Raw genomic sequence first — 25,268 nt, 5'->3', positions numbered from 1 at the left:
ATGAGATGAAAGTCTGCTTTGCGACGAGCGAATGCGTTCCCTATGCCAAGACCGGTGGCCTGGCCGACGTGAGCGGGTCGCTCCCGAAAGCCCTGGCCGAGCTCGGCTGCGAGGTCAAGCTATTCATGCCGCTCTATGCGTCCATCCCCACCCTCGATCACGACCTGGTCTTCGCCACCGAACTGCAGGACATCCCGGTGACGGTCGGCGATCACACGCACACGTTCAACGTCTGGTACGGCCACCTGCCGGACTCTCCCGTCGAGGTCTATTTCATCGACTGCCCCCACTACTACCACCGCCCCGGCGTTTACACCAGCGACCCCGACGAGGACGAGCGCTACATCTTCCTCCAGCATGCCGTCTTCAAAATCCTCCAGCGCTATGCCTGGGCGCCCGACCTGATTCATTGCAACGACTGGCAGACCTCGCTCATGCCGGTCTATCTGCACAAGGTCTATCACTGGGACCGGCTCTTTCACCAGACGGCCACGCTCCTGACGATTCACAACATCAGCTATCAGGGACGTTTTCCCAGCGCCTCGATCTACAAGGCCGGGCTTCAGTACGACCTGTTCTATCCCGGCGGGCCGTATGAGTTGCACGGCGCCTTCTGCTTCATGAAGGCCGGGATCGTCTTCGCCGGCAGCATCTCCACCGTCAGCGAGACGTATGCACACGAGATCCAGACGCCGGCCTTCGGCGCTGACCTCGACGGTATCCTGCGGGCCCGCGGCGGCGACCTCTACGGCATCCTCAACGGGATCGACACCGACCTCTGGCACCCGGCCCGCGATCCCTACATCCCGCAGAACTACGACTTCGCCTCGCTCCGGAAGAAGCAGAAGAACAAGCGGGCGCTGCTCGAACGTTTCGGCCTCGAATACGACGAAAAAGTGCCTACCTTCGGCATCGTTTCCCGGCTGACGGGGCAGAAGGGCTTCGACCTGCTCCAGCCGATCCTGGGGGATCTGCTCGTCCATCACAAGATGCAACTCGTCGTGCTCGGCAGCGGCGAGCGGCGGTTCGAGGACTTTTTCAACTGGGCCGCGGCCACGTTCCCCGACCGCGTGGGCGTCTACATCGGCTACCACGAGGAACTGGCCCACTGGATCGAGGCCGGCGCCGACCTGTTCCTGATGCCCTCGCACTTCGAACCCTGCGGCCTCAACCAGATGTACAGCCTCCTCTACGGCACCGTGCCCATCGTGCATCGCACCGGCGGCCTGGCCGACACGGTGCACGACTTCCACGAGTTCGGCGGGCAGGGCAACGGCTTCTCCTTCTACGATGCCACGCCGGACGCCCTCTACGCGACGATCCTGCGGGCCATGGCCCTCTTTCACGAACCGGAGACCTGGCGGGAGATCCAGCGCCGAGGTATGATGAGCGACTTCTCCTGGAAACGCTCCGCCGAGAAATACCTCGATCTGTACTGGCACACCGTACACAAACGCCGGGGGCATTGAGGCGTAGTGCGTGGTGCGTAGTGCGTAGTGCGTGGTACGTAACGACCTTACGAAATACGCACTACGAAATACGGACTATAAACCCGGGCTCACTCCGGCGCCGTGTCCAGCGGGGGGTGCCGGGCCAGGAAGTCCCGGGCGAAGCGGGGCGCGTAGGCATGGAGCAGGGCCTCGACGCGGGCGTGCTCCGGCGCGGCGACCACGAGGCCGGCGTGGTGCTTCTTGTGCAGCCGCCAGACGATTTCGGGGTCGTCGTAGACGGAGAGGTCGGGCCAGGGCTGGCGGGAGAGGCAGACGATGAGGCCGGCATAGTCCCGGCGGAGGGGCGGCAGGCGGTAGGTTTCGCCGCGGGCGCGGGCCACCTCCACGTGCGCCCAGGCTTCCCAGGGGTTGAGGCCCGTGGCGGCCTCGATGAGGCGGTCGATGCCGGCCCCGCCGACGCGGGCGGCCACCTCCAGGAAGTAGAACCGGCCGTCGTTCCGGATGAACTCGGCGTGGATGACGCCGTGCCGCAGGCCGAAGGCGGCGACGAGGTCGCAGTTCAGGCGGAGCAGCTCGGCCGCCTCCGGGGTGTCGTATGGCACGGTGCGGGAGAGGAACACGCCGCCGCCCTGGTAGACGTCCAGCGGCGGCTCGCCGTACTGCTGGACCGCCGCGAAGACCACCTTGCCGTCCCACACGACCGCGTCGATGTGGAAGACCTCGCCGGGGAGGAACTGTTCGAGGAGGTGATAGGACTGGCGGTCGCCGAGTTCGTCGAGCAGGGGCCAGAGGGCGTCGGGGTGGGTGAGCTTGCGGATGCCCATGGCGCTGGCCTCGGCGCGGGGCTTGAGCACCCACGGGGGCGGCACGGCGTCCATGAAGGCCCGCAGGTCGTCGTGGTTGAGGACGGGGACGAAGGCGGGTTCGGGCAGGCCGGCGTCGCGGGCGGCCAGGCGCATGGTCAGCTTGTCGCGGAAGCGGCGGGCGGTGCTCTCGTCGGGGCCGGGCAGGCCCAGGTGGGCGCGGAGCGAGGCGGCCGTGGGGGTGTCGTACTCGTCCAGGGCCACGAGGCGGTCGAAGCGGCGGGTGCGGGCCAGGTAGCTGACGGCGTGCGTCACGTCCGGCTGCCGCCGCAGGTCGGGCAGGAGGAAGCGCTCGGCGACGTGGTCCATGGGCCAGGGCTCGCCGGCGAGCTTCTCGCGGGTCAGGAGCACCACGCGGGCCCCGGCGCGGTGGGCGGCTTCGAGGAAGCGCTCGCCTTTGAAGTAGCTGGCCAGGCAGAGGAGCGTGGGGCGTTCGGCAGGCATCGCGGCAGGGACGGGTCAGAAGGGCAAGGCCGGAAGATACGGAACGGTGCCGGGATTCCGGCGACACGCCGCCCCCGCCTCAGTTGACGAACAGGCGCGGGCGGTTCTCCTCGATGACCTCCATGTCCTGCACGGCGAACCACGACTCGTTCTCCTCGCCGGCGCTGTTGCGGTAGGGCACGTCCGGGTCGCCCGTCTCGATGTCGACCACGTAGGCCAGGTCTTTCTTCATGCCCGGGGCCACCTCCACGTCGGGCGCCACGTCGGCCACGCGGCCGGTGACGGTGCCCAGGGCGATTCCGTCGCGGTTGTAGAGGTGCACCCGCACCCGCTTGCCGATCAGGTCGTAGAGGCTCATCGTGCTCGAAGAGGATGGTGACACGGACCCATGATAACGAGGCAAACCGGTTCAGGCTCCCTCTTCGGCATTTCTTATCGCCCGGCCGGCGGCGGGTGGTGGGTATGCTCGTGGATGGGCAGGGCCTCGTTGTTATCGTGCGGGTGCTTCTCGCGGTATTGCCGGGCCAGCGCCTTGCTCGTCTCGTCTTCCTTGAAGCGGAGGTAGCGGCGTTCGTGCTCGGCGGCACGGTCCAGCTCGCCCAGGGCGCGGTAGACGAGCATCAGGTTGTAGTGGGCCATCAGGTCCTCGGGGTCGATGGCGAGCACCCGCTCGAAATACGGGATGGCCTGTTCGGGTTCGGCCCGGAGGTAGTGGACGCGCCCGATCTGGTTGAGCACGACGCGGTCGCGGGGGAAGGCCTCGGCGGCGGCCAGCAGGTGCTTGAGGGCCGCATCGTATTCGCCGCAGGCTTTGTGGTAGAGGCCCTTGAAGAAGTGGGTCTTGTGGAAGCCGGGGCGCACGGCCTCGGCCCGGTCGAGAACTTCGGCGGCCCGTTCCAGGTTGCCCTCCTGCAGGTAGACGCGGGCCAGGTTGACCCAGCCGTCGGCGTAGTCCGGTTCGATCTCGGTCACGCGGAGGAACGCCTGTTCGGCACCCTTGAGGTCGCCTTCGAGCAGGAGGCCGATGCCGTAGTCGTTCCACCGCTCGCGGAGGCCGGGGCGCACGCCGCGCTCGGACGGGCGGACGGCCACGGCGGGGGCCACGGCCAGTGTCACCGAGTCGGCGGCCATCGTCACGATGGGCAGGACGGGGACTTCCTTGAGTTTGCCCGAGACGTTGCGCGTGTCGCCGGTGAAGACCCAGCGGCCGTCGTCATAGTCGCGCGTGAAGCGCGGGTTCGGGTCGGCGGGGTCGCGCACACCGGCATAGGCGAAGTGGGTGTTCCACCAGTTGAACTTGCGATAGTGTACCTTCGCCGTGATGGTGACCGTGGGGCCGACGTCCTCGGGGATGTGGAGGCGGTAGTGGGCCACGTCCGCCGCGCCGGGCGGGATCAGGTTGACGTAGACGACGGCCCGGGTGGCGAAGGCGTTGCGCTTGTTGATCGGGTTGGCGTGGGCGTCCACCATCAGGTTGCGGTAGAAGTGGGCGCTCGGGTCGACGGGCCCGCGGCCCTCGTCCTCCACCCAGCCGCTCCAGAGGAGCACACGCCCGCGGGCGTCGACGGCCTTCACCTCCAGCCAGGCCTCCTGCGCGTCGACGGTGCCGCTCGGGAAGAAGTGGCCCAGGCCGAGCGTGCGCACGACGACGTCGAGGCGGACGGAGGTGCCGGGCTGGAGCACCGCGTCGCCGTCCTCCAGGGGGGCAAAGACCTTCACCGCCTCGCGGGTGAGGCTGCCCGTGCCCAGGCCCCGCAGTTGCTCCTCCCCGACGGCAAAGGTGCTGGCGAGGTTGGCCGGCATCTCCCCGGCGCGGCGGGCCTCGTCGGCCGAGAGGGCCGGGGCCATCGGCTCGCTGACGGCGAAGAGGTCCACGCGGAGCTGCCCGCTCCGGAGGAAGTCGATGGTCTGGCGGAGCTGGACACTATCCTGGTAGGCCGTCGGCAGGGCGGTGTTGGCGGCCAGGAAGCGGTGGCTGCGGATGAAGCCGTCCTTGTTGGCGGCATCGTCCGAGGGGACGCGCGGCATGTGGCACGTGAGGCAGTCCTTCGGGGCGGGGGGCTCGTAGAAGGAGCGGGCGCCCTGCCCCGAGACGCCGCTGGCCTGCCAGTTGTCGTACGTGTTGAAGCCGCGCACCCACCGGTAGTTGTTCACCGGCACGTCCAGGTGTACCTTGTGGCAGGCGGAGCAGAACTCGGCCGGCTGCGCGCGGTGGAACGGCTTGAGGAAGGCCCGGCGGTGCGGCTCCGGGTCGATGCGGACGACAAAGTCGTGCAGGGCCCGGACGAGCGGGTTCTCGCTCGTGGCCAGCTCGTGCATCTTCGGATACTCGATCACGAAGCCGCCGTTGCCCATCGTGTCCTTGACGCGGGTGATGCTGTGGCACGAGACGCAGGCCAGCCCGGCATGCGCCTCCGGCGTGTCGATGAATTCGGCCACGGGCCGGGCCATCTGCCCGGAGAAGAGCAGGGCGTGGTCGTGGCAGCCGGCGCACCACTGCGGCGCCTGCAGCCCCGCGACCTCCTGCATGTACTCGATGGACTTGCGGTACCACTGGTTGTTGAACGAAGAGAAGCGGTGGGCCGAGGCTTCCCACTGCGCCGTCACGTCCGGGTGGCAGCCGCCGCGACCGCAGCTCTGTGACTCGAGGAAGAAGTCGCCGGGGATGAGGCCGCCGTGGGCCGTTTCGGCGGCACTGGGAAAGAAGGGCCCTTCGGCGCCGCCCATGGCCTCGCCCGCCATGTCGGCCGGGGGCATCGTGGGGTTGGTGATGACGTGGTCGGCCGGCGGGGGCCAGAACGGGCGGCTCAGCGGCACCGCCACGGCAAGGATCACGAGCGCCGTTGCCGTGCGGAGCAGCCAGGGACGCCCGGCGAAGAAGCCCTTTGCCCGGAACCACCACAGCGTTCCGAGCACTCCGCCGAAGCTGGAGGCGATGTGGGCCACGAGCAGGGGCCGCTGCGGGCGCAGGTTACCGAAGACGAGCAGGGCTATCCCCGTCCCGGCAGCGGTCAGCATCAGCGAGAGGAGCACCACCGAGAACGCCGGTTGCCGTGCCGCATCGTGCCGTATCACCGCCAGGCCGATCCCGGCCCACACCGCCAGCAGCACGAGTCCCAGCAGTACGTGTGCCAGCACGTTGGCCACGTAAAACAGGGTCGGCGACCCGGCGGCCCAGAGATAGCCGCCGTTGACGAGCACGAGCAGCGTCAACCAGGGGCCGGCACGCAGCAGCCGGCGTTTCTCGAAAAGGCGGGACATAGGGGCAGGGGAGGAAAGGGCGGGTAAGAGTGCGTTGACATACTCCCACGGCTGAAGCACGTGGGATTCTGGGATCAGGCAGCGACAGCCGTCCCACCCCACCGAGGTGGGGTGGTAGACGGTCTTACGTCGCCTACCCCAAGGGAAGATGCCCCTTCCCTGTAGATGTTTACCGCCGCGTTTTCATCGCGATCATGCAGGCTACCACACGAAGCACATACCCATTCCCGATCCGAGAGGCTGAGGGTCTGATTCAAGGCCCCGCAGTCCGAGCAGGTCTTGCTACTGGCGAAGAAGCGGTCCACCTGCACCACGGTCTTGCCACGCTTCTGTGCGACATGCCGAAGGATCGACACGAACTGTCCATAGCCGAGATCATCAACGCGGCGTGTACGCGCCGCCTTCCTGCCCCACATGGCCTGCATCCCTTTCAGGCAGAGGTCTTCGAGGCAGATCACATCGGCGCCGTCGCAGATCTTGTGGGCCAACTTGAAATGCCAGTCCCGCCGCTGATCTGCGATGCGGCGATGCAGCCTGGCCACGCGGATACGGGCCTTGCGGCGGTTGTTCGAGCCTCGGAGCTTACGGGAGAGACTGCGCTGACGCTTTGCCATCTCCTTAAGGCTCTGCTTGAGAGGCTGTGGGGCTTCGTACCTGTCTCCATCCGAGGTCGTCAGGAACGTCTTGAGTCCGAAATCGAGTCCAACGGCGTGGCCGTCACAGCCTACTGCCGAAGGCGTGACATCGGCAACGACGACGGAGAAGCAAACCCACAGATCCCCGCAGCGGTCACGCTTGATCGTCAGCGTCTTGATCTCGCCCTCAAGCGGACGAGAGAGGACAAACTTGAAATTGTGGCGGCCTACGCGGAGCCGGTTACCTCCGAGGTACTTCCACCCAGCCTGTTTCAAGGTGAACGAGGAGTACCGGTGTCGGCTCTTGAAACCGGGCCGCCCGGCTTTGCGCCCGCGCGTGGACGCGGCGCGATCGGAGCGGCGCCGGACGTGCACACGTCCGGTACGCGCCGCGAAGAAGCGCTGGTAGGCCCTGTCGAGTCGCTGGATTACGTCCTGTACGGCCTGCGATCCGAGCTTCTGCCAGTACGGATTGCGACGGCGAAGTTTAGCGATGTGCTTCATCAGTCGGTTCGCGCCGAGAGGCTTTCCGTACATTCGGTAGTATCGGCGGGTCAGCGCCACGGAGTGATTCCAGATCGAAGCAGCAACCTCAATCTGCTCGATCAGGTGCTTATCCTTCTTGGACGTGTAGAGGCGGTATTTGAGCGTCTTCCTGCACATCGCTTAGCGAGTATCTACATACCTATGCGGCGCGTACACGCCGCTATGTATCTAAAGCTAACACAAGCCAACGACATTGGACGCGTTCCGCGTCCTAGTGTGTCATACTCTGCTGGCGATTTCATCCCACATGGGCTATCTCATGGGGCCGTCCGGCCGCAAGGGCCGTGTAACACGGCCAACGCGGCCCTACACGGCCAACATAGCCCTGAAGCCGTGGGCTTTCATCGCTCCCCACCTTACCCTTAAATCGTAAGCGAAAAGTTCGTCAAGGTTTCCGGGTTTATCAAGGGGAATGGGCGGCCGTCGCGAATTCTCTGGCACGGCGACGGGCGGCCGTCTCGGAGGGACTTGAGGAAAGACGGCCGCGGATCCGAAATTGGATGCCGGAAAACGGGCGGCCGGGGCCGAGAACCTGTTTCGTTATCTCGGGCATGTAGGTTATCTTGATGAGCATGAGACGACTTGTTTCAGGAACGTTACTGCTGGTGGGGGTGCTGGGCCTTGCGGCGTGCGGCCGGGAGGGCGGCACCGGTGAGGAGACGTACCGGGAGGCGGTGTCGGCTTTCTACACCGGTGTGATCGCGATGCAGGTGGGCGAGGATCAGCGCGCCGATGCCCGGCTGACGCGGGTGACCGAGCTGGTTCCGGAGGAGCCGGCGGCCTGGGCCAACCTGGGCCTGCTGGCCCTGCGGCGCGGCGCCTTCGACGTGGCGTTCGAACGGCTGGAGCGGGCCCGCAGCCTGGCACCGGACAACGCCCGGATCCACCTGCTCATCGGCCTGGGCCGGCGCATCCAGGGGGACGAACAGGGGGCCGTCGCCGCGCTGCGGCAGGCCGCCGCCCTGGACTCGACCGATGCGAAGGTGCTCTATGCGCTGGCGCAGGTGCTGGCCGAAACCGGCGGCGACGCCCGGGCACACCACGACGAGATCCAGCACCTGCTCGACCGGATCCTCGCACGGCAACCCGGCAACCTGGCGGTGCTGCTCGAGAAGGCGCGCCTGGCTGCCCAGGCCGGCGACGCCGCCACGCTGGCCACCGTCGTCGAACGCCTCGACGCCCTGGCGCCGGAGGGCGCCTGGCCCGACGAGGCACACCGGCAGCTGGCGGCGTTGCGGGACGCCGCGCCCGGGGAGACCGTGGCGGCCGTCGCCATGCTGCGCAACGTGCTGCTGCGCACCACGGCCTACCAGGACGACCTGGCCGCCGTCCAGACGCCCTTCGAACGGGTCGGGGACGTCTTCGAGCGGTTCCTGCACCTGCCTGCCCCGCGTCCCACCCCCGCCCCGCCGGACGACAGCCTGACCTTCGCCCCGCAACCCCTCGACGCGCCGGACGGGCCCTGGCAGAGCCTCCACGTGCTCCTGCTCGATCCCAACGGTAACCCTTCCGTGCTGGCCAGCGACGGCCACACCGTCCGGTGGCTCGGTGAAGACCGCACCACCCCCTTTCCGGGCGACGGCACCACCCCCCCCGCCGGGATCGTGGCCGTGGACTACGACAACGACTTCTGGATCGACCTCGCCCTCGCCGGGCCGGGTGGCTTCCGACTCCTCCGGCAGGACAGCACCGCCGCCTTCGTCGACGTGACCGCCGGCACGGGGCTTCCCGCCGCCGTCACGCGCGGGGCCTATACGGGCGTCTGGACCGCCGACCTCGACCTGGAGGGAGACCTCGACCTCGTCCTGGGCCGGGCGGAAGGCCCGCCGCTCGTCCTCCGCAACGACGGCGACGGCACCTTCTCTCCCTGGCAACCCTTCGACGCCCTGAACGGCCTGCGCGACTTCACCTGGGCCGACCTCGACGCCGACGGCGATCCCGACGCCGCGCTGATCGACGGTGCCGGCACCGTGCACGTTTTCACCAACCAGCGCGGCGGGCGCTTTACCCCGCGACCCCTGCCCCCCTCACTTGGCCCGGCCCATGCCCTCGACGCCGCCGACCTCGACGCCGACGCCCTCATCGACCTGGTCGTCCTGCAGGCCGACGGTACCCTCCGGCGGCTCTCCGACGTGCGCGGCGGACAGGCCTGGAACGTCGCCGACCTTGCCGGACCGCTCGCACCGCCCGGCGACGAGGCCGGGGCCGCCCGCCTCACCATCGTCGACCTCGACAACAGCGGCGGGTTCGATCTGCTCGTCGCCGCACCGGGTGAAGCCCTGGTCCGGCTCATGCAGGCCGACTTCACCTTCGGCCCGCCCCTGCGCCTTCCCGGCGTCCATGTCTTCGGTTTCGCCGACTTCACCGGCGACGGCCGCCTCGACCTCGCCGGCCTCGACGCGCAGGGAAGGCCCGTGCACCTGGTCAACCGGGGCACCAGGCCCTATCACTGGCGGCAGATCCGCCCGCAGGCCGCCTCCACCCGCGGCGACCGGCGCATCAACTCGTACGGCATCGGCGGCGAGATCGAACTGCGCGCCGGCCTCCTCTTCCAGAAACAGCCCATCAAAGAGCCCGTCGTCTACTTCGGCCTGGGCGACCAGCTGGTGGCCGACGTGGCCCGCATCATCTGGCCCAACGGCGACGTGCAGGCCGAGTTCGACCTGCTCTCGGACGAGGTCCTCTCCGCCCAGCAACGCCTCAAGGGGTCGTGCCCCTGGCTCTTCACCTTCGACGGCGAGCGGATGGCCTTCGTCACCGACTTCATCTGGCGCTCGCCCCTGGGGCTGAAGATCAACGCCGTCGAGACGGCCGGCATCATGACCACCGAGGACTGGGTCAAGATTCCCGGTGAGATGATGGCGCCGCGCGACGGGTTCTACGACGTGCGCATCACCGCCGAGCTGTGGGAGACCCACTTCTTCGACCACGTCAGCCTGCTGGTGGTGGACCACCCGGCGGACACGGAGGTGTGGGTGGACGAGCGCTTCGCCATCCCGCCGCCCGCCCTCACGGTGCACCCGACGGGGCCGCTGCACCCCGTCGCCGGCGTGTGGGCCGACACCGGCGAGGACCTCACCGACCGCGCCCGCGCCCGCGACCGCCGCTACCTCGACTACTTCGGACGGGGGCTCTACCAGGGCATCACGCGCGACCATTTCGTCGAGATCGATCTCGGAGACGTCCCGGTGGAGCGGCCCCTGTGGCTCGTGGCCGCCGGATGGATCCGCCCCACCGACAGCTCCATCAACGTCGCCATCGGGCAGGGGCGGCATCCCGGCCCGAAGGGGGTGCGCGTGGAGGTGCCGGACGGGCAGGGCGGCTGGCGTACCCTCCACCCGGACCTGGGCTTCCCCTCGGGCAAGGAGAAGACGATCCTGATCGACCTCGACGGCGCCTTTGCCCCCGGCGTGCCGCGCCGCGTGCGCCTGCACACCAACCTGGAGGTCTACTGGGACGCCTTCTTCTGGGCCGAGCAACGTCCGGACACGCCGCTCCGCACCACCCGCCTGGCCCCGGACACCGCCGACCTCCGGTACCGCGGCTTCTCCGTCGTCACCGAGGCGGACCGCTCCTCGCCCGAGCTGCCGGACTACGAGCGCCTCAAAGGCACCGTCCCCGTCTGGCGCGACCTCGAAGGGTACTACACCCGCTTCGGCGACGTGCGCGAGCTGCTCGCAACGGTGGACGACCGCTACGTCATCATGAACGCCGGCGACGAGCTCGTCTTCCGCTTCGCCGCGCCGCCGCCCCCGCCCGAAGGCTGGCGCCGCGACTTCGTGCTCATCGGCGACGGCTGGGTCAAGGACGGCGACTACAACACGGCGTTCTCGAAGACGGTCCTGCCGTTGCCCTCGCACGACAACCCCGACTACACCTCCCCGCCGACGACGCTCGAGGAGGACCCCGTCTACCGGCGCCACGCGGCGGACTGGCAGACGTACCACACGCGCTACGTCACCCCCCGCGCGTTCCATCATGCCCTGCGCGCCGGGCGGTAAGCGTCAGGAGCTCGCGCCGAACGGCCCTCTTCCATCTTCCCGTTTGCAATCTTCCAACCTTCCCATCGAAGCATGCCAACCCCGCATTACCAGCGTGTACGCGAATTCATGCAGAAGGCCGGGCAGGAGACGCCCGACGTGCCCACCGTCCCCGACGCCGAGACGCGGCTGCTCCGCGCCAAGCTGATCCTCGAAGAGGCCCTCGAAACCGTGAAGGCCCTCGGCGTGGGCGTGCGTGTCACCACCGACGACGGCACCGAGGTGGACTTCAACCACGTCGACCATCTGGACTTCGTCGCGCAGGGCGAGGCCGACCTCGAGGGCGTCGTCGATGGCTGTGCGGACATCTCGGTGGTCACCATCGGCACGCTCATCGCCTTCGGCATCGACGACGAGCCCGTCCTGGAGGAGGTGGACCGGGCCAACCTGCGCAAGTTCGCCCCCGGCTCGTACCGCCGCGAGGACGGCAAGTGGATGAAGCCGCCCGGCTGGACCCCGCCCGACATCCTCGGCGTCATCGAGCGGCAGAAGGTGGCCGGATGAGGGGCGTCCGGGGTGTGCGGTCGGGACGGCTCTTACGGCGTAAGTCGCAGAAACATCTGGCGTTTGCCGGGATTGATCCTTCTCGGATGTGGCGTCGTTCAAATCACGTGTGCCATGAAAACGTTCACGGCGGTTGTCGAAAAAGACCGGGATACGGGGCTCTATGTCGGCTACGTTCCTGGCTTTCCCGGGGCGCACTCGCAGGGTGAGACGCTCGATGAGTTGCGACGGAACCTGCAGGAAGTGATCGAAATGCTGCTGGAGGACGAAGAGCCGGTCGTAGATACCGAATTCGTGGGTATCCAGCAGATTCATGTGGCGTAGCGATGGGATCGGTGCCGGTACTCAAGCCCCAAGAAGTGATCAAGCTCCTCGAAGGATTGGGCTTCGTAGAGGTACGGCAACGGGGTTCGCACAAGCAGTTCCGGCACGCGGATGGACGCATGACGACGGTGCCGTTCCACAAGGGGCGGGACATTGCGCCGGTATTGCTCCGGAAGATTGCTCGCGATATTGGATTGACCGTGGAGGAACTGTTGCGGCAGCGTTGAGTGCGGCGCTCGTTCGGGATGTGCGGTCGAACGGGCTTCCATGCCGTGTGTTGCGGAAGCCCTTCCGCCTCCATTCTTCGACGGAAACTCAAGCGAGGGGCCTGACGTGCGGGCGTTCGGGGTGTAGATTGTGCGCCTGCCTGCCGGGGCGTACCCGCCGGAGGCAGGCGCCCTGCCGTGTTCACGCAAACCCGTCACGTGCATGGAACACATCGACGCCCTGGCGGCCAACCTGCTCTCGCCCATCATCCTCTCGTTCGTGCTCGGGGTCATCGCCTCGCTGGTGCGGAGCGACCTGCGGCTGCCGGATGCCCTCTACCAGGCCCTCTCGATCTACCTGCTGCTGGCCATCGGTCTCAAGGGCGGGGTGGAGTTGCACAAGACCCCGCTCCTGGAGTTTCTGGGGCCGGCCCTGCTCACCCTGTTCCTCGGCCTGCTCACGCCGGTGATCGCGTACAACGTGCTGCGCCGCCTGGGCCGGTTCGACCGGGTCAATGCCGCGGCCATTGCGGCCCACTACGGTTCCGTCTCGGCCGTCACGTTCATTGTGGCCATCTCGTTCGGGACGATGATCGGCCACACGCCGGAGGGTTTCATGCCCGCGCTGGTGGCCATCCTGGAGGTGCCCGCCATCGTGGTGGCGCTGATGATCGCCTTCACGCGGGAGAAGCGGGCCGGTTCGTGGCGGGATGCCCTGCATGAGGTGCTGGCCGGGCGCAGCGTCGTGCTGCTGGCCGGGGGCCTGCTCATCGGGCTGGCCGTCGGGCCGGAGAAGTTCGAGCCGGTGTCGCCCTTCTTCGTTTCCGGCTTCCAGGGGGCGCTGGCCCTGTTCCTGCTGGAGATGGGCATCCTGGCGGCACGGCGCCTGCAGGACCTGCGCGAGGTGGGCCTCTTTCTGGTCGGGTTCGGTATCCTCATCCCGATCGTGCATGGGCTGCTGGCGGCCTGGCTCGGCGGGTACGCCGGGCTCTCGCTGGCCGGCCGGGCCGTGCTGGCGGCGATGGTCTCGAGCGCATCGTACATTGCCGCTCCGGCCGCCGTGCGCATCGCTCTGCCCGAGGCGAACCCGACGTTCTACCTGACGGCCTCGCTGGGGATCACGTTTCCCTTCAACGTGATGTTCGGCATTCCCCTCTACTATACTTTCGCCACCTGGCTGGCCGGATGAACCGCGTCAACGCCCTTTCTGATCGCCCGGACCCATGCATACCACGAAGCTCAAGCTCGTCACCATCGTCACGGAGCGGATCCTGGAGGACCGGCTCCTGCGCAAGCTGGTCGAACTCGGTGCCAAGGGATACACGCTCACACAGGCCACCGGCAAAGGCTCGCGCGGCGTGCGGGCCAGCGAGTGGGAGGGCCCCGACACGCGCATCGAGACGCTGGTGAGCCCGCCGGTGGCGGACGCCATCGTCGAGTACATCGCCGAGCACTACTTCGAGCATTACGCGGTGATCGTCTACGTGCAGGATGCCGAGGTGGTGCGCGGAGAAAAGTACATCTGACGCGAGGAGCCGCGCCCGGGAATCCCGGCCGGGACCGCGGCGTTGACGTGGTGGTTTCGCTGCCAACGGAGGACGGCCATGTTGTGGGATGAGATCCGCGGGATCGAGGCGGGCGACCGGCAGGTGCGCGCGTTCGGGTGGCTCGTCGGCGGCGTGCTCGTGGCGCTGGCGCTGGGGCTGGCCTGGCGCCGGGGATGGACGCCGGGGGCGCTGCCCGTGGGGCTGGGCGTGGCCGGCGCGGTGCTGGCCCTGGGCGGCTGGCTGGCGCCCCGCCTCTTCCGCCCCCTCTACCGCGCCTGGATGGGGCTGGCCCTGGTGCTGGGCTTCGTCATGACGCGGGTGGTCCTGACCCTCGTCTTTTACCTCGTGGTAACCCCCATCGGCCTGCTGCTCCGGTTGTTCGGCAGGGATCCGCTTCAGCGCCGGCGCGATCCCGCCGCCTCTTCCTACTGGATCGAAAAGACCTACCGCGACGACACGCCACGGCGGCTGGAGAAATACTTTTAGGTTCAGCCGTCCTGCTGCGTCTCGGCGCGGCGCTGGCGCATGCGTTGCCGGTAGGCTTCGGCGGCGCGGTTGTGCTCGCGGATGGTGCGGCTGAAGGTGTGGGTGCCGTCGCCGTTGGCCACGAAGAAGTAGTAGTTGTGTCGTTCGGCGTTGAGCACGGCGCGGATGGAGGAGGGGGAGGGGTTCGTGATGGGGCCGGGCGGAAGGCCCCGGAAGCCGTACGTGTTGTAGGGGTGGTCGATCGCGTAGTCGCGGAAGAAGAGGCGGCGTTTCTGGCCTTCGGCGGCGAGGACGGCATACTGCACGGTCGGGTCGGCCTGGAGCGGCCAGCCGTCGCGCAGGCGGTTGAGGTAGACCCCGGCGATGCGCGGCTTCTCCGCCTCGTGGTCCGTCTCCCACTCGACGATGGCGGCCAGGTTCACCACCTCCTCGGGAGACAGGTCGGGCGGGTGCGGGGCTCGCTCGCGTTCCCGGGCGTAGAAGGCATCGAACGTTTCCTTGATCTCGCGCACGACCGTGTGGGCATCGGTGAGCCAGTAGAAGAAGTACGTCTCCGGCAACATGAAGGCGAAGAGGTGGGTCGTATCCGTGCCGAGCGTGGCGGCCAGTTCCGGATCGTACAGGGCGTTGAGGAAGTCGTCGGAGGTGAAGGCCATGTGGCGGCCGGCCACGGCGGCGACGACTTCCGGCCGCGAGCCGGGCGGGATCGTCAGCCGCACCGGTGTCTGGAGCCCGCGCCGGAGCTTGTCGAGCAGCCCGTAGTTCGAGGTGCCGGCCGTGAAGGTGTAGTGCCCGGCTTTGATCTGGCTGCCCCAGCCCGTGAGACGGGCCATCCAGGTAAACGAGGTGCGGGAGGCCAGCACCCCGGCCGCCTCCAGCGAGTCGACGGCCTGCTCGAAACCAGCGTCGCGCGGGATCTTGACGCTGCGCTCGCCTTCGAAGGCCGGGGTGTTCGGGGCGAAGGCCAGCCAGTACCCGGCGCCGGCACCGGCCAGGGCCAGCACGGCCGGCACGAGCAGCACGATCAGCAGGCGGGGTCTCATGGTTGCGGTTGCGTGCGGTGTCGGGCGCAGCGGGCTGCGGGATTCAACGGAGGGTATCGTGCCTGGGTTCGTCCTGGTAGGTCTGTCGTTCCAGGGCGCGCGTCTCGTCGATGATTCGTTCGAAGATGCGGCGGACGGCCGCGGCGGGCAGGGGCCCCGGGTTGGCGTTGAAGACGTTCTGCAGCACCTCTTCTTCCCGGCTTGGCACATAGACCGGCATGCCCAGCTTTTTCTTGATGTGCCCGATCACGTTGGCGCAGCGGGAGCGCTCGTTGAGCAGGTAGAGGATGGCCCGGTCGAGGGCGTCGATGCGGTCGCGCCACGGCCGGAGGTCCTCCGGTGCGGGGCTGTCAGGCAGCGGGGGGTCTCCCGCTTCGAGCGGCACCAGGTCATCGAGGGCGGTCTTGAGCATGGAACGCGGTGGGTGGGATTACCGGAGGGCGAGGGCCGGTTCGGCCGTGAGGGTCAGCGGGCTGGTGTGGCCGGCGGCCAGCTTGAAGTGGGCGGTGACGGCGATCATGGCGGCATTGTCCATGCAGTAGGCCGGGTCGGGGGTGTAGAGCGTGAAACCCGCCTCCCGGCTCAGGGCCCCGGCGGCGGCCCGCAGGCCCGTGTTGGCCGAGACGCCGCCCACCACCGCCACGTGCCGGACCCCGGTCGCCTGTACGGCCCGTCGCAGCGGGTCGATGAGCATGTCGACGACGGCCTGCTGGAAGGCGGCGCACAGGTCGGGCAGGTGCTTTTCGAGCAGGCGGGCACGTTCCGTCTCCGGGAACCGGTTCAGGTAGTAGAGCACAGCGGTCTTGATCCCGCTGAAGGAGAAGTCGAAGCCGTCGAGGCGGGTTCGGGGAAAGGGGTGAAAGGAGGGGTCGCCGGTGGCGGCCAGGCGGTCGATGGCGGGGCCGCCGGGGTAGCCGAGGCCCAGGAGCTTCGCCACCTTGTCGAAAGCCTCACCGGCGGCGTCGTCGCGGGTGCGTCCCAGCAGGGTGTGGCGGAAGCCCGCCTCCACCAGGATGAGCTCGGTGTGCCCGCCGGAGACGACCAGGCAGAGGTAGGGGAACGACGGCTTGGCCACGGGCGTGCCCCCCGCCGCTTCGATGAAGACCGAGTAGATATGCCCTTCCAGGTGGTTCACGCCCACCAGCGGCCGGTCCAGCGCAAGCGCGAACGCCTTGGCGAAGCTGAGGCCCACCAGCAGCGAGCCGGCCAGTCCCGGCCCATACGTGACCGCGACGGCATCGAGGTCGGCCCGCTCGACGCCGGCCTCGTCGAGGGCCGCCGTCACCACCGGTACGATCAGGCGCTGGTGCGCCCGCGAGGCCAGCTCCGGCACCACCCCGCCGAAACCGGCATGCACCCGCTGGGACGAGACGACGTTCGAACGGAGCACCCCACCGGCCACGACGGCCGCCGCCGTGTCGTCACACGAACTCTCGATGCCGAGCAGGATCGGGGCAGGCAGGGACGCATTCATGGGCAATAAACCGCTGGCATGCGGCGTTCAGGATGCTGCAGGGTTCGGGTGAATGCCGGGGAGGCGGAGAAGGTTTCTCGACGGCGCCTCCGTCCGGGCGAACGGGGATTCGGAATTGCCCTGCCGGCGGGGGCGGCCGGTAGAACAAAGCGGCGCCGTCGTCGTTCTTGACAAAGAAAGCGCCCGACGCTTAACTTCGCGCGTAACCGACTATCGAAAAAGGAGTTTATCCATGCGCAAGGCGATATCTGCCGGATGCCTGCTGCTCGTGCTGGGGTTGGCCGTGCCGGCGCAGGCACAGCTCCGGGAAGCCGTCCAGGAGATGACGGCCCCGGCGAAGCTCTACGATCAGGGAGGCTTTTCCCTGAACAAGTTCTTCAGCCCGGCGCATTTTCGCATGAGCCATTCGTTCGAGTTGTCGGCCGGAAGCTTCGGCGGGCAGACTGCGTCGCTGGCCATGTACACGAACACGATGGCCTGGCAGTTCAGCTCGAAACTGGCCGCCCGGGTCGATGTCGCCTTCGCCTTCTCGCCGCTGGCCGGTACGGATTTCGACGGCCTCTCGCAGGGCAACCAGGGACGCATTTTCCTGCGCAACGCGGAGATCGCCTGGCGTCCCGCCGAGAACATGATGCTGAACGTGTCGGTGCGCCAGAGCCCCTACGGCCTCTACGCCGGCCCGTACGGATATGCCCCCTATTACGGCGGATATCGCTCGTTCGAGGCCGGTCTCTACGGCGGCTCGCGGGACCTCTTCTGGAACGACCGGCTGCGATAAGTGCGGCACACGGCCTGAGTCATACGTTTTGCGGCGCGGCACGTCCTGAAGGGGCGTGTCGCGTTTTTTTCGCTCGCCCGCTCCCATCGTGTGGATCAACATGAGCAAGGCATCGACGACCCGGGGGGGAGCCTGGCTCAACGTGGCACTCGTTGTGGCCGGGGCGGCGCTGTTGTTGCTGCTCTACGCCCTCGTCGCACGGTTCCTGTTTCCCCGTACGGATCCGGTCCGGGAAGCCAACCCGGCGGGGCTCGTCGGCGAGATCATCCAGGTGGAGGTGCGCAACGGCTGCGGTGTGAGCGGGCTGGCGGCCCAGGCCATGCACTACCTGCGCGATCACGGCTTCGACGTCGTCGAAGTGGGGGACCATACCAGCTTCGACGAAGCCCACTCGTTCGTGGTCGACCGGGTCGGTGACCTGGAGGCGGCCCGCAAGGTGGCCCATGCCCTGGGAATCCCGGAAAGCCGCGTCCGGCAGGAAATCCGCCCCGACTATTACCTCGACGCCTCGGTCGTCATCGGTAAGGATTATGCCACGCTGAAGCCTTTTCGCGCCGATTGAACGCACGTCGCGTGGGCGCCGGTTGAACCCCCGGCAGGGTCGCGCGTCTCAAGCGTGTCCGGCGGTGCCTGACCCCGGCCGTTTCAAGGTTTTCAACGTTCCAATCTGACCTGTGCCTATGACTGCTTCCGGCAAGACCTTCACCCCTTCTCGTACCGACAAAAAGCGTAAACGAACGGCGCATACGCCCGTCCGGCTCCTGGCCCGGCAGGCCGTCGAGGCCGTGCTCTCCAAGAAAGCGCATGACGTTGTGGTCATGGACATGCGCAAGGTGAGTGGCGTGGCGGATTACTTCGTGCTCTGCACCGGGGACTCGGACCTGCAGATCAAGGCCATCGCCGACGCGGTGGAGGAGCGTATCCGGGAAGCCTGCCGCGAACGTCCCTGGCACAGGGAAGGGTATGAGCATCGCCAGTGGGTGCTGATCGACTACGTGGACCTGGTGGTGCACATCTTCAATCCGGAGAAGCGCCTCTTCTACGACCTGGAGCGGCTCTGGGGCGATGCCCCGGCGGAGCGCGTCCCGGACGACGGCGATGCCGCCGACGTGCAGCTCCTCCGGGAACCCGCCGAAGGGTGAAGACCATGCGCCGCCCTGCCCGTCTCGCCCGGCCGATCCGGGGCGGCCTGCTCGTGATGCTGCCCCTGCTGTGGGCCGCCTGCCTGGGCGGGCGGCCGTCCGAGCCGCCTCCCGACGAGCGCTTCGGCCATCGCTATGAGGAACGCGGGCCGGAGGGACGACGCACCGTCGTCATCACCCCGCCGGATTCGGGGCGGGTCTACACCTATTATCCCATCGTCTACGACACGCTGCACGTCCGGCCAGCCCGGCCCGGTGGACCCGACGACGCGGTGCCCGTCGAGGTGCTCGTCAAAGGGGCTTTCCCGGATGCCTGCATGGAGTTGCACGACGTCCGCCAGACCCGCTACGACCACCTGATCGAGGTCGAGATCGAGATGCGCAAGCCCCGCGGCGCCATCTGTGCCATGGTGCTGCGGCCCTACCGGTTCTATTTCCTCCTCGAAGGGCGATACGCACCCGGCAACTACACGCTCAAGCTCAACGGCAACGTGCACCCGTTCACCGTCCGCGCCCCGGAACCCCGGTCCTGACCGGCGCCCGTCATCCGGGCGCTGAGGAGAGGAGGCGTTCCAGGATCTGGTACAGTTGCTGCCGGGTGAAGGGTTTGGGCAGGTAGGCATCGAACCCTTCCTGCAGGAAACGCTCGCTGTCGCCCGGCAGGGCGTAGGCCGTGCAGGCGATGACCGGCGTTCGGGCATGGTGGGGCATCTCGCGGAGCAGGTGCAGCAGATCCTCTCCGGAAAGCCGGGCTCCCAGGTTGATGTCCATCAGGACGGCATCGTAGGGGTGCGCCTTCAGCTTTTCCAGCGCTTCGTCCGGTTTCATGGCCTGGGTTATCTCATAGCCCGGTTCGAGGAGGCGGGCAAAGAGTTCCTGGGTCTCCGGGTTGTCCTCCACCACCAGCAGGCGGGCCTTCGGGGTGTCGGGGGCGCGAGGCGGCACCGGTGCCGGCTGCGTGGAAACGGTCTCCGCCGGCGTCGCCTCGGCCAGCGGCAGGTGGACCGTGAACGTGCTGCCCCGGTGTTTCTCGCTCTCGACGTCGATGCGCCCCCGCATCAGCGTCACGAGGCGGTGCGTGATGGTCAGGCCCAGCCCGGTCCCCTCGAAGTTGCGATCCAGGCCGGCCGACTCCTGTTTGAAGGCTTCGAAGATGTGGGGCAGGAACGCCTCGCTGATGCCCACGCCGGTATCGGTGATGCGGACGTAGCTCTCGTCGCCTTCACAGGCCACCGTGATCTCGATGTGCCCTGCCGGGGTGAACTTGACGGCATTGGAGATCAGGTTGAGCAGAATGCGGCCGAGCCCGCCGGGATCGGCCCAGACGAGCACGGCCTCATCGGGCAGGTGGAGCCGCACTTCGAGGCCCGAGCGCTTGATCTGCGGCAGGAGGATGTGCAGCGCTTCCTGCACCTGCTCGGTCAGGTTCACCGGCTGAAGGTGCAGGGGCATCGAGCCGGATTCCAGTTGCGCCAGGTCGAGCACCGAGTTGAGCGTGGTCATCAGGCGACGGGCGCTGAGCTGGATCATGTCGGCCATCTTCCGGGCTTCGCCGGAGACCAGGTCCTGCAGGATCTCGGCAAAGCCGAGGATGCCCGTCAGCGGGGTACGGATCTCGTGGCTCATGTTCGTCAGCAGGGCGCTCTTGAGCCGGCTCATCTCTTCGGCCCGCTCCCTGGCCTCGATCAACCCGGCCTCGTAACGTTTTTGATCCGTGATGTCCCGCACCAGGACTTGCAGGAGCACCTCGTCGTCGAGCTGGAAGGCCCCGATGGAGAGCTCTGCATCGAACGTGGTGCCGTCACGGCGCCGGAAGACCCATTCGCACGAGCGGGGCTTGCCGGCCGGCGCGGCCTCCAGGTGCCGGTCCAGCACGCTGCGGGGGTCTTCGCCGGCGGGGAAGCCGGGCGGGGAGAAGTCGGCGGGATGGCGGCCCAGCACTGCTTCGCGGGGCTGCTGGAGCAGGGTGAGGAAGCGCCGGTTGCAATCGATGATGTGCTTTTCCCGGAGGATGACGATGGCGTCGTGGGCGGCTTCGAACAGGGTGCGGTAGCGCACCTCACTCTGCCGGAGGGCCTGCTCGGCCCGTTTCTTTTCGGTCAGGTCGATGAGCAACCCGTTCCAGAGGGTGGTGCCGTCCGGGTTGGCGGTCGGGCGGGCCACCCCGCGCACCCAGAGGATGCGGTCTTCGGCCTGCATGCGGCCTTCCCACTGCCAGGGGGTACCGGTGGCTCCGGCCTGGTGGAGCGTCTCGAAGAAGCCCGGCCGGTCTTCCGGGTGGATCCGGTCGAGCAGCAGATCGGCCTGTTCGCGGAGCGTCTCCGGGGCAAGGCCGAAGGTGCGCTGCACCCAGGGACTGGCGTAGAGGAAAGCCGGGGCGCCGTCGGGGCGGGTCAGCAGCTGGAAGATCAGCCCCGGCATGTGTTCGGCCAGGGCCGTGAACCGGGCATTACTCTCCTGCAGGGCCGTCAGGATCGCCCGGTTGGTGCGTTGCAGCCGGTGCTTCTCGATGGCGTGTTCCACGGCCGCGCCCAGCCGGGTGATCCGGTCCTTCAACAGGTAGTCGTCCGCGCCCAGACGCAGGGCTTCCAGCGCCGTTTCCTCGTCGATGACGCCGCTGATGATGATGAAGGGCAGGTCCAGCCCCTTCTCCTGCACCAGGCGTAAGGCTTCGATCGCGTTGAAGCGGGGCAGGGCATGGTCGGAGAGGATGACGTCCACCCGCTCGTCCAGCACGGCCAGGTATTCCTCCCGGGTGTTCACCTGCAAGGTCTGGGGGTGATAGCCCGACTGCTCCAGGGCCAGCCGGATCAGGAGGGCATCGTCCGGATTGTCCTCGATGAGGAGAACGCGGAGGTTTTTTTCCGGGGAATACGACTCGGTCATAGCGGGAAGGGGGTGTGTTCCGAAAAGGGCCGGAACGGAGGTCACGGCAAGAGAAAGAACTCCGCGGGCCGAGGGCCGGTTGTGTCAGAATCAAGAAGCAAGGGTTCCGGTTTCTTGCTTCCATCCGGCCGGCACCGACGCCCTGACGGCGGGGTGTGCCCGCGCAGTGAAAGGCGTTGTTGGTTTCATCGGTTCAGGAGGGGGGGAAACTTAAACGCCCCGCCCAGGCGGGGACAGATCGCCCGGGCACTCGTTCAGCAGGAGCCAGTAGTAGCCGATCGTACGCATGGCCTCTTTGAACTGGTCGAAGTCGACCGGCTTGACGATGTAGCTGTTGACGCCCAGTTCATAGCTCCTGACCAGGTCGGTTTCCTGCTTGGAGGAGGTCAGGACGACGACGGGGATCTGGCGTGTGGTCGGGTTTTGTTTGAGGGTTTTGAGCACTTCCAGCCCGTCGACGAGCGGGAGCTTGAGATCGAGCAGGACGACGCGGGGCTTGTTGGCGAAGTCCCGGTCGGCGTACCGGTTGCGGCAGAAGATGAAGTCGAGGGCTTCGGCGCCGTCGCGTACGACGTGGACCCGGTTGAGGACATGGTATTCCTCCAGGGCCAGCAGCGTCAGTTCGATGTCGTCCGGGTTGTCCTCGACGAGGAGGATCTCGATAGCCTTATCCGTCATGGGCGTTCCGGGCTGTGTGATCGGGCAAGGTGAAGTAGAAGGTGGCGCCCTGGTCCGGGGCGGCCTCGGCCCAGACGTGGCCGCCGTGCCGGTGCACGATGCGCTGCACGATGGCCAGGCCCACCCCCGTGCCCTCGTACTCTTCCTGGCGGTGCAGCCGCTGGAAGACGCCGAAGAGCTTGGAGGCGTAGGTCATGTCGAAGCCGGCGCCATTGTCCCGGACGTAGTAGACCGGCGTGCCGTCCCGGAGGCCGGCGCCGACCTCGATGTGGGCCGCCTCCCGGTTGCGGGTGAACTTGAGGGCGTTCTCGAGCAGGTTGGCGAAGACCTGGCGAAGCAGGCGGGGGTCGGCCTGGCAAGGGGGCAGGTGGCCGACCCGGAACACGACGTTGCGGTCCCCGGCGAGGGGGCGCAGTTCGTGCCAGACGTCGCGGACCAGCGACGCGGGGTCGACGCGGCGCCGTTCGAGCGGCTGGCGGCCGAGGCGGGAGAAGCGGAGCAGGTCGTCGATGAGCTGGCCCATGCGGGTGGCGTTGGCGCGGATGCGCTCCAGGTAGCGCCGGGCTTCCTCGGGCAGGGCTTCCCGGTAGCGTTCGAGCAGCACCCGCGAGAAGCCGTCCATCGAGCGCAGAGGGGCCCGCAGGTCGTGCGAGACGGAATAGGTGAAGGACTCCAGCTCGCGGTTGGTAGCCTCCAGCTGGGCCGTTCGCTCGCGCACCCGTTGCTCCAGCAGCCCGGTGTAACGGTCTCGCTGTATCGCCTCCCTCAGCAGGTTGGCCACGGCCTGCACGAAGTGGACGTCGTCGGTGCCGAAGGACCGGTGCCGGCGGGTATAGACCCCCAGCACGCCATAGGGCCCTCCTTCGCCCTGGATGACGGCGCTGATGCCGCTGACGACGCCGTGATCGAGGAGCAGGGGCGGTGCCTGGAAACGGGTCTCGGCCCGCAGGTCCTCGATCAGAACCGGCTCACCACGTTCCAGCGCATACCCGGCGGGGGAGCCGGTCCCCGCCGCTTCCATGGCGTTGCCCACGAGCCCTTCTTTCCAGCCGGCACCGGCCACCAGGCGCAGGGCCTCCCGGTCCGGCATCCGCTCCAGCACCTTGCACAGGTCGGCTTCGAGCACCTCGACCAGGGTGTGGACGACGCGGTCGAAGAGGGCGCTCAGGTTTCCCCGGAGCGACCAGGCCGCCAGGCCCAGCCGGGCGACGGCCTCCTGCTGCCGGGCCCGCTTGCGGAGCTCCGCCTCGACGGCCACCCGTTCGCTCAGGTCGTGGACGATCCCGGTGAAGAGGCGCTCTTCCCCCAGCCGCACCTCGCTCACGGAGAGGTACATCGGGAAAACGGATCCGTCCTTGCGCTGCCCCTCGACGTCGCGGCCCCGGCCAATGATGTGGGGCTGGTTCGTGGTCAGATAGCGGTTCAGGTAGCCGTCATGCTCTTCCCGGTAGGGCGAGGGCATCAGGAGGTTGATCTTCCGGCCGATGACTTCGCCGGCCCGGTATCCGAAGAGGCGTTCGGCCGCCCGGTTGAACGACCGGATGATGCCCTGCTCGTCGATCGTGATGATGCCGTCGGCCGTGGTGTCGAGCACCGCCCGGGCCTTGCTTTCGCTCTCGCGCAGGGCCTGCTCGGCGGCCTTGCGGGCCGTGATGTCTTCCACCACGGCGATGAAGTAGTCGGGGGCGCCGGTCTCCGTGCGCACCAGCGACACGGTCAGCCGGACCCACACGGGATGGCCCTGGCGGTGAATGTAGCGTTTTTCCAGGCTGTAGCGGGGAATCTCACCTGCCAGCAACTGCCGGACGAGGGCCAGGTCGGCTTCCAGGTCGTCCGGGTGCGTGATTTCCTGAAAAGTCAGGTGTTGCATCTCGTCGACGCGGTAGCCGACGATCTCGCCGTAGCGCCGGTTGATGCGCAGGAAGCGCCCGTCGAGGTCCACATGGGCGATGCCGACGGCCGCCTGCTCGAAGGTGTTGCGGAAGCGGGCCTCGCTCTCGCGGAGGCGCCGGGCCAGGCTCACCTGCCCGGTGACGTCGCGGGCCACTACGAGGGCCGCCGGGCGCCCCCGGTACTCGATCAGGTGGGAGGTGATGTCCACTTCGATGAGCGAGCCGTCGTGCAGGCGATGCCGCCAGGGGCCGCTCTGCTCCAGGGCCGGCCGCGACTGGGCCAGGTTCTCCATCAGCGCCGGCACGTCCTCCTCCGGGCGGATGTCGGGCAGGCGCAGGCGGAGGAATTCTTCCCGGGTGTAGCCGTATTGCAGCCGGGCTGCGTGGTTGACCTCGAGGAAAGCCAGCGTCTCGAGGTCGTAGATCCACATCGGAAGCGGGTTGTTCTCGAAGAAAAGGTCGTAGGCTTCGACCGGGGCGGGGGCCTCGGGGGCCAGCCGGACGAGCACGCGCCGGTCCGATGCGGACGCGCCGGAGAGCACGTGCAGCCATACCGTGACGCTTTGCCACGTTGCCGCTCCGTGGTGGAGACGGCCGGTGAGGGAAGCAGGCGCCTCCGCCCGGTCGAGTGCCTGCCGTAACGCCGTCCGGATAGCTTCCCGGTCGTCCGGGTGAAACAGATCCTCCAGAGGCAGGCCGTGCCACCTTGCCGGATCCGATAGTCCCGCAATCGCCGGGTCCGCATGGCACACCCGGCCGGCCTGGTCGAGCAACAGGCACCAGACGGGACCATCGACGGAAGAGGCGGGAACGGCACACATCGGATCAACGGGACAATCCTTCCGGAACAGGCGGCATGGCCGGTCCGGGAACGGTTTGCCTTCAGCGAAGGGAGACAGAAACCTGAACGATGGCCGGGGCATGACGGCCCGTCACGGCGGAGCACCGGAAGCCGGGGGGGCGACACCGATCTTTTGGACGGCGGAAGCGCCCTTTCTCGTGAGAAAAGCCGGCCAGGGTTTTTCCACCGGGAGGCAAAGGCGCCACCGTTTTGCGGGGCCTCGTACC

Annotated in this window: 22 protein-coding genes; 12 read left to right on the top strand and 10 right to left on the bottom strand. The window is 67.7% G+C overall.

The features are described 5' to 3' along the window. Window positions 1-5 precede the first annotated feature (5 nt). Window positions 6-1,469 (top strand): glycogen synthase GlgA, encoded by a 1,464-nt coding sequence (gene glgA, locus GQ464_RS05195; protein ID WP_166979838.1) that lies wholly within the window; start codon window positions 6-8, stop codon window positions 1,467-1,469. An 89-nt stretch (window positions 1,470-1,558) separates the two neighbouring features. Here the strand turns inward: glgA and GQ464_RS05190 are convergent, their stop codons facing one another. From GQ464_RS05190 to GQ464_RS05175, 4 genes are all read right to left on the bottom strand, one after another. Continuing rightward, complete coding sequence (locus GQ464_RS05190; protein WP_166979801.1) at window positions 1,559-2,758, bottom strand: ATP-grasp domain-containing protein; 1,200 nt, start codon at window positions 2,756-2,758, stop codon at window positions 1,559-1,561. A 79-nt stretch (window positions 2,759-2,837) separates the two neighbouring features. Continuing rightward, a complete protein-coding gene (locus tag GQ464_RS05185; protein WP_166979799.1) occupies window positions 2,838-3,116 on the bottom strand; it encodes a hypothetical protein in 279 nt (92 codons plus the stop codon). Between the two features lie 74 nt (window positions 3,117-3,190). After that, on the bottom strand, window positions 3,191-6,019 hold the full coding sequence (locus GQ464_RS05180) for a tetratricopeptide repeat protein (RefSeq protein WP_166979797.1): 2,829 nt from the start codon (window positions 6,017-6,019) through the stop codon (window positions 3,191-3,193). A 74-nt stretch (window positions 6,020-6,093) separates the two neighbouring features. After that, window positions 6,094-7,317 (bottom strand): RNA-guided endonuclease InsQ/TnpB family protein, encoded by a 1,224-nt coding sequence (locus GQ464_RS05175; protein WP_228350620.1) that lies wholly within the window; start codon window positions 7,315-7,317, stop codon window positions 6,094-6,096. A 455-nt stretch (window positions 7,318-7,772) separates the two neighbouring features. Here GQ464_RS05175 and GQ464_RS05170 point away from each other — a divergent pair, with 455 nt between their 5' ends. The 7 genes from GQ464_RS05170 to GQ464_RS05140 all read left to right on the top strand — a co-directional run bounded on the left by GQ464_RS05170 (window position 7,773) and on the right by GQ464_RS05140 (window position 14,307). Beyond that, window positions 7,773-11,201, top strand: a complete 3,429-nt coding sequence (locus GQ464_RS05170; RefSeq protein WP_228350619.1) for a CRTAC1 family protein — start codon at window positions 7,773-7,775, stop codon at window positions 11,199-11,201. A 72-nt stretch (window positions 11,202-11,273) separates the two neighbouring features. Then, a complete protein-coding gene (locus GQ464_RS05165) occupies window positions 11,274-11,744 on the top strand; it encodes a pyrophosphohydrolase domain-containing protein (protein WP_166980035.1) in 471 nt (156 codons plus the stop codon). A gap of 114 nt (window positions 11,745-11,858) precedes the next feature. Then, window positions 11,859-12,068, top strand: coding sequence for a type II toxin-antitoxin system HicB family antitoxin (locus tag GQ464_RS05160; protein ID WP_166980033.1), 210 nt, complete (start codon window positions 11,859-11,861; stop codon window positions 12,066-12,068). A 2-nt stretch (window positions 12,069-12,070) separates the two neighbouring features. Beyond that, complete coding sequence (locus GQ464_RS19160; protein ID WP_166980031.1) at window positions 12,071-12,295, top strand: type II toxin-antitoxin system HicA family toxin; 225 nt, start codon at window positions 12,071-12,073, stop codon at window positions 12,293-12,295. 202 nt (window positions 12,296-12,497) lie between these two features. Continuing rightward, window positions 12,498-13,463 (top strand): sodium-dependent bicarbonate transport family permease, encoded by a 966-nt coding sequence (locus GQ464_RS05150; protein ID WP_166980029.1) that lies wholly within the window; start codon window positions 12,498-12,500, stop codon window positions 13,461-13,463. A 34-nt stretch (window positions 13,464-13,497) separates the two neighbouring features. Then, window positions 13,498-13,800, top strand: a complete 303-nt coding sequence (locus GQ464_RS05145; RefSeq protein ID WP_166980027.1) for a P-II family nitrogen regulator — start codon at window positions 13,498-13,500, stop codon at window positions 13,798-13,800. Between the two features lie 78 nt (window positions 13,801-13,878). Next, on the top strand, window positions 13,879-14,307 hold the full coding sequence (locus GQ464_RS05140; protein ID WP_166980025.1) for an SxtJ family membrane protein: 429 nt from the start codon (window positions 13,879-13,881) through the stop codon (window positions 14,305-14,307). A gap of 2 nt (window positions 14,308-14,309) precedes the next feature. Here the strand turns inward: GQ464_RS05140 and mltG are convergent, their stop codons facing one another. From mltG to tsaD, 3 genes are read right to left on the bottom strand one after another with little or no spacing between them, the layout of a single operon-like run. Then, on the bottom strand, window positions 14,310-15,350 hold the full coding sequence (gene mltG / locus GQ464_RS05135; RefSeq protein ID WP_166980023.1) for an endolytic transglycosylase MltG: 1,041 nt from the start codon (window positions 15,348-15,350) through the stop codon (window positions 14,310-14,312). A 43-nt stretch (window positions 15,351-15,393) separates the two neighbouring features. Continuing rightward, the gene (gene pheA, locus GQ464_RS05130; protein WP_166980021.1) at window positions 15,394-15,762 is read right to left on the bottom strand and encodes a chorismate mutase; all 369 of its coding nucleotides are present in this window, start codon (window positions 15,760-15,762) and stop codon (window positions 15,394-15,396) included. Window positions 15,763-15,780: 18 nt separating this feature from the next. Next, a complete protein-coding gene (gene tsaD, locus GQ464_RS05125) occupies window positions 15,781-16,824 on the bottom strand; it encodes a tRNA (adenosine(37)-N6)-threonylcarbamoyltransferase complex transferase subunit TsaD (protein ID WP_166980019.1) in 1,044 nt (347 codons plus the stop codon). Window positions 16,825-17,056: 232 nt separating this feature from the next. Here tsaD and GQ464_RS05120 point away from each other — a divergent pair, with 232 nt between their 5' ends. The 4 genes from GQ464_RS05120 to GQ464_RS05105 all read left to right on the top strand — a co-directional run bounded on the left by GQ464_RS05120 (window position 17,057) and on the right by GQ464_RS05105 (window position 19,277). Then, window positions 17,057-17,602, top strand: a complete 546-nt coding sequence (locus GQ464_RS05120; protein WP_228350617.1) for a hypothetical protein — start codon at window positions 17,057-17,059, stop codon at window positions 17,600-17,602. A gap of 55 nt (window positions 17,603-17,657) precedes the next feature. Then, window positions 17,658-18,164: a LytR C-terminal domain-containing protein gene (locus tag GQ464_RS05115; protein ID WP_228350616.1), complete on the top strand. Its 507-nt coding sequence runs from the start codon at window positions 17,658-17,660 to the stop codon at window positions 18,162-18,164. 118 nt (window positions 18,165-18,282) lie between these two features. Next, on the top strand, window positions 18,283-18,744 hold the full coding sequence (gene rsfS, locus GQ464_RS05110; RefSeq protein ID WP_166980017.1) for a ribosome silencing factor: 462 nt from the start codon (window positions 18,283-18,285) through the stop codon (window positions 18,742-18,744). 5 nt (window positions 18,745-18,749) lie between these two features. Further along, on the top strand, window positions 18,750-19,277 hold the full coding sequence (locus GQ464_RS05105) for a hypothetical protein (RefSeq protein ID WP_228350615.1): 528 nt from the start codon (window positions 18,750-18,752) through the stop codon (window positions 19,275-19,277). Between the two features lie 10 nt (window positions 19,278-19,287). On the opposite strand, the gene GQ464_RS05100 is transcribed toward GQ464_RS05105, so the two are convergent. The 3 genes from GQ464_RS05100 to GQ464_RS05090 form a co-directional block, all read right to left on the bottom strand. Then, complete coding sequence (locus tag GQ464_RS05100) at window positions 19,288-21,630, bottom strand: response regulator (RefSeq protein ID WP_166980007.1); 2,343 nt, start codon at window positions 21,628-21,630, stop codon at window positions 19,288-19,290. Window positions 21,631-21,840: 210 nt separating this feature from the next. Then, window positions 21,841-22,308, bottom strand: a complete 468-nt coding sequence (locus GQ464_RS05095; protein WP_166980005.1) for a response regulator — start codon at window positions 22,306-22,308, stop codon at window positions 21,841-21,843. Continuing rightward, window positions 22,298-25,021, bottom strand: coding sequence for a PAS domain S-box protein (locus GQ464_RS05090; protein WP_166979984.1), 2,724 nt, complete (start codon window positions 25,019-25,021; stop codon window positions 22,298-22,300). The genes GQ464_RS05095 and GQ464_RS05090 overlap by 11 nt, the downstream gene beginning before the upstream one ends. Window positions 25,022-25,268: the final 247 nt, after the last annotated feature.

It is taken from the genome of Rhodocaloribacter litoris (genome assembly GCF_011682235.2).
Taxonomy (GTDB): domain Bacteria; phylum Bacteroidota; class Rhodothermia; order Rhodothermales; family ISCAR-4553; genus Rhodocaloribacter; species Rhodocaloribacter litoris.
The sequence above is the reverse complement of the archived record's forward strand: the minus strand, read 5'-3'. Positions and strand labels throughout refer to the sequence as shown.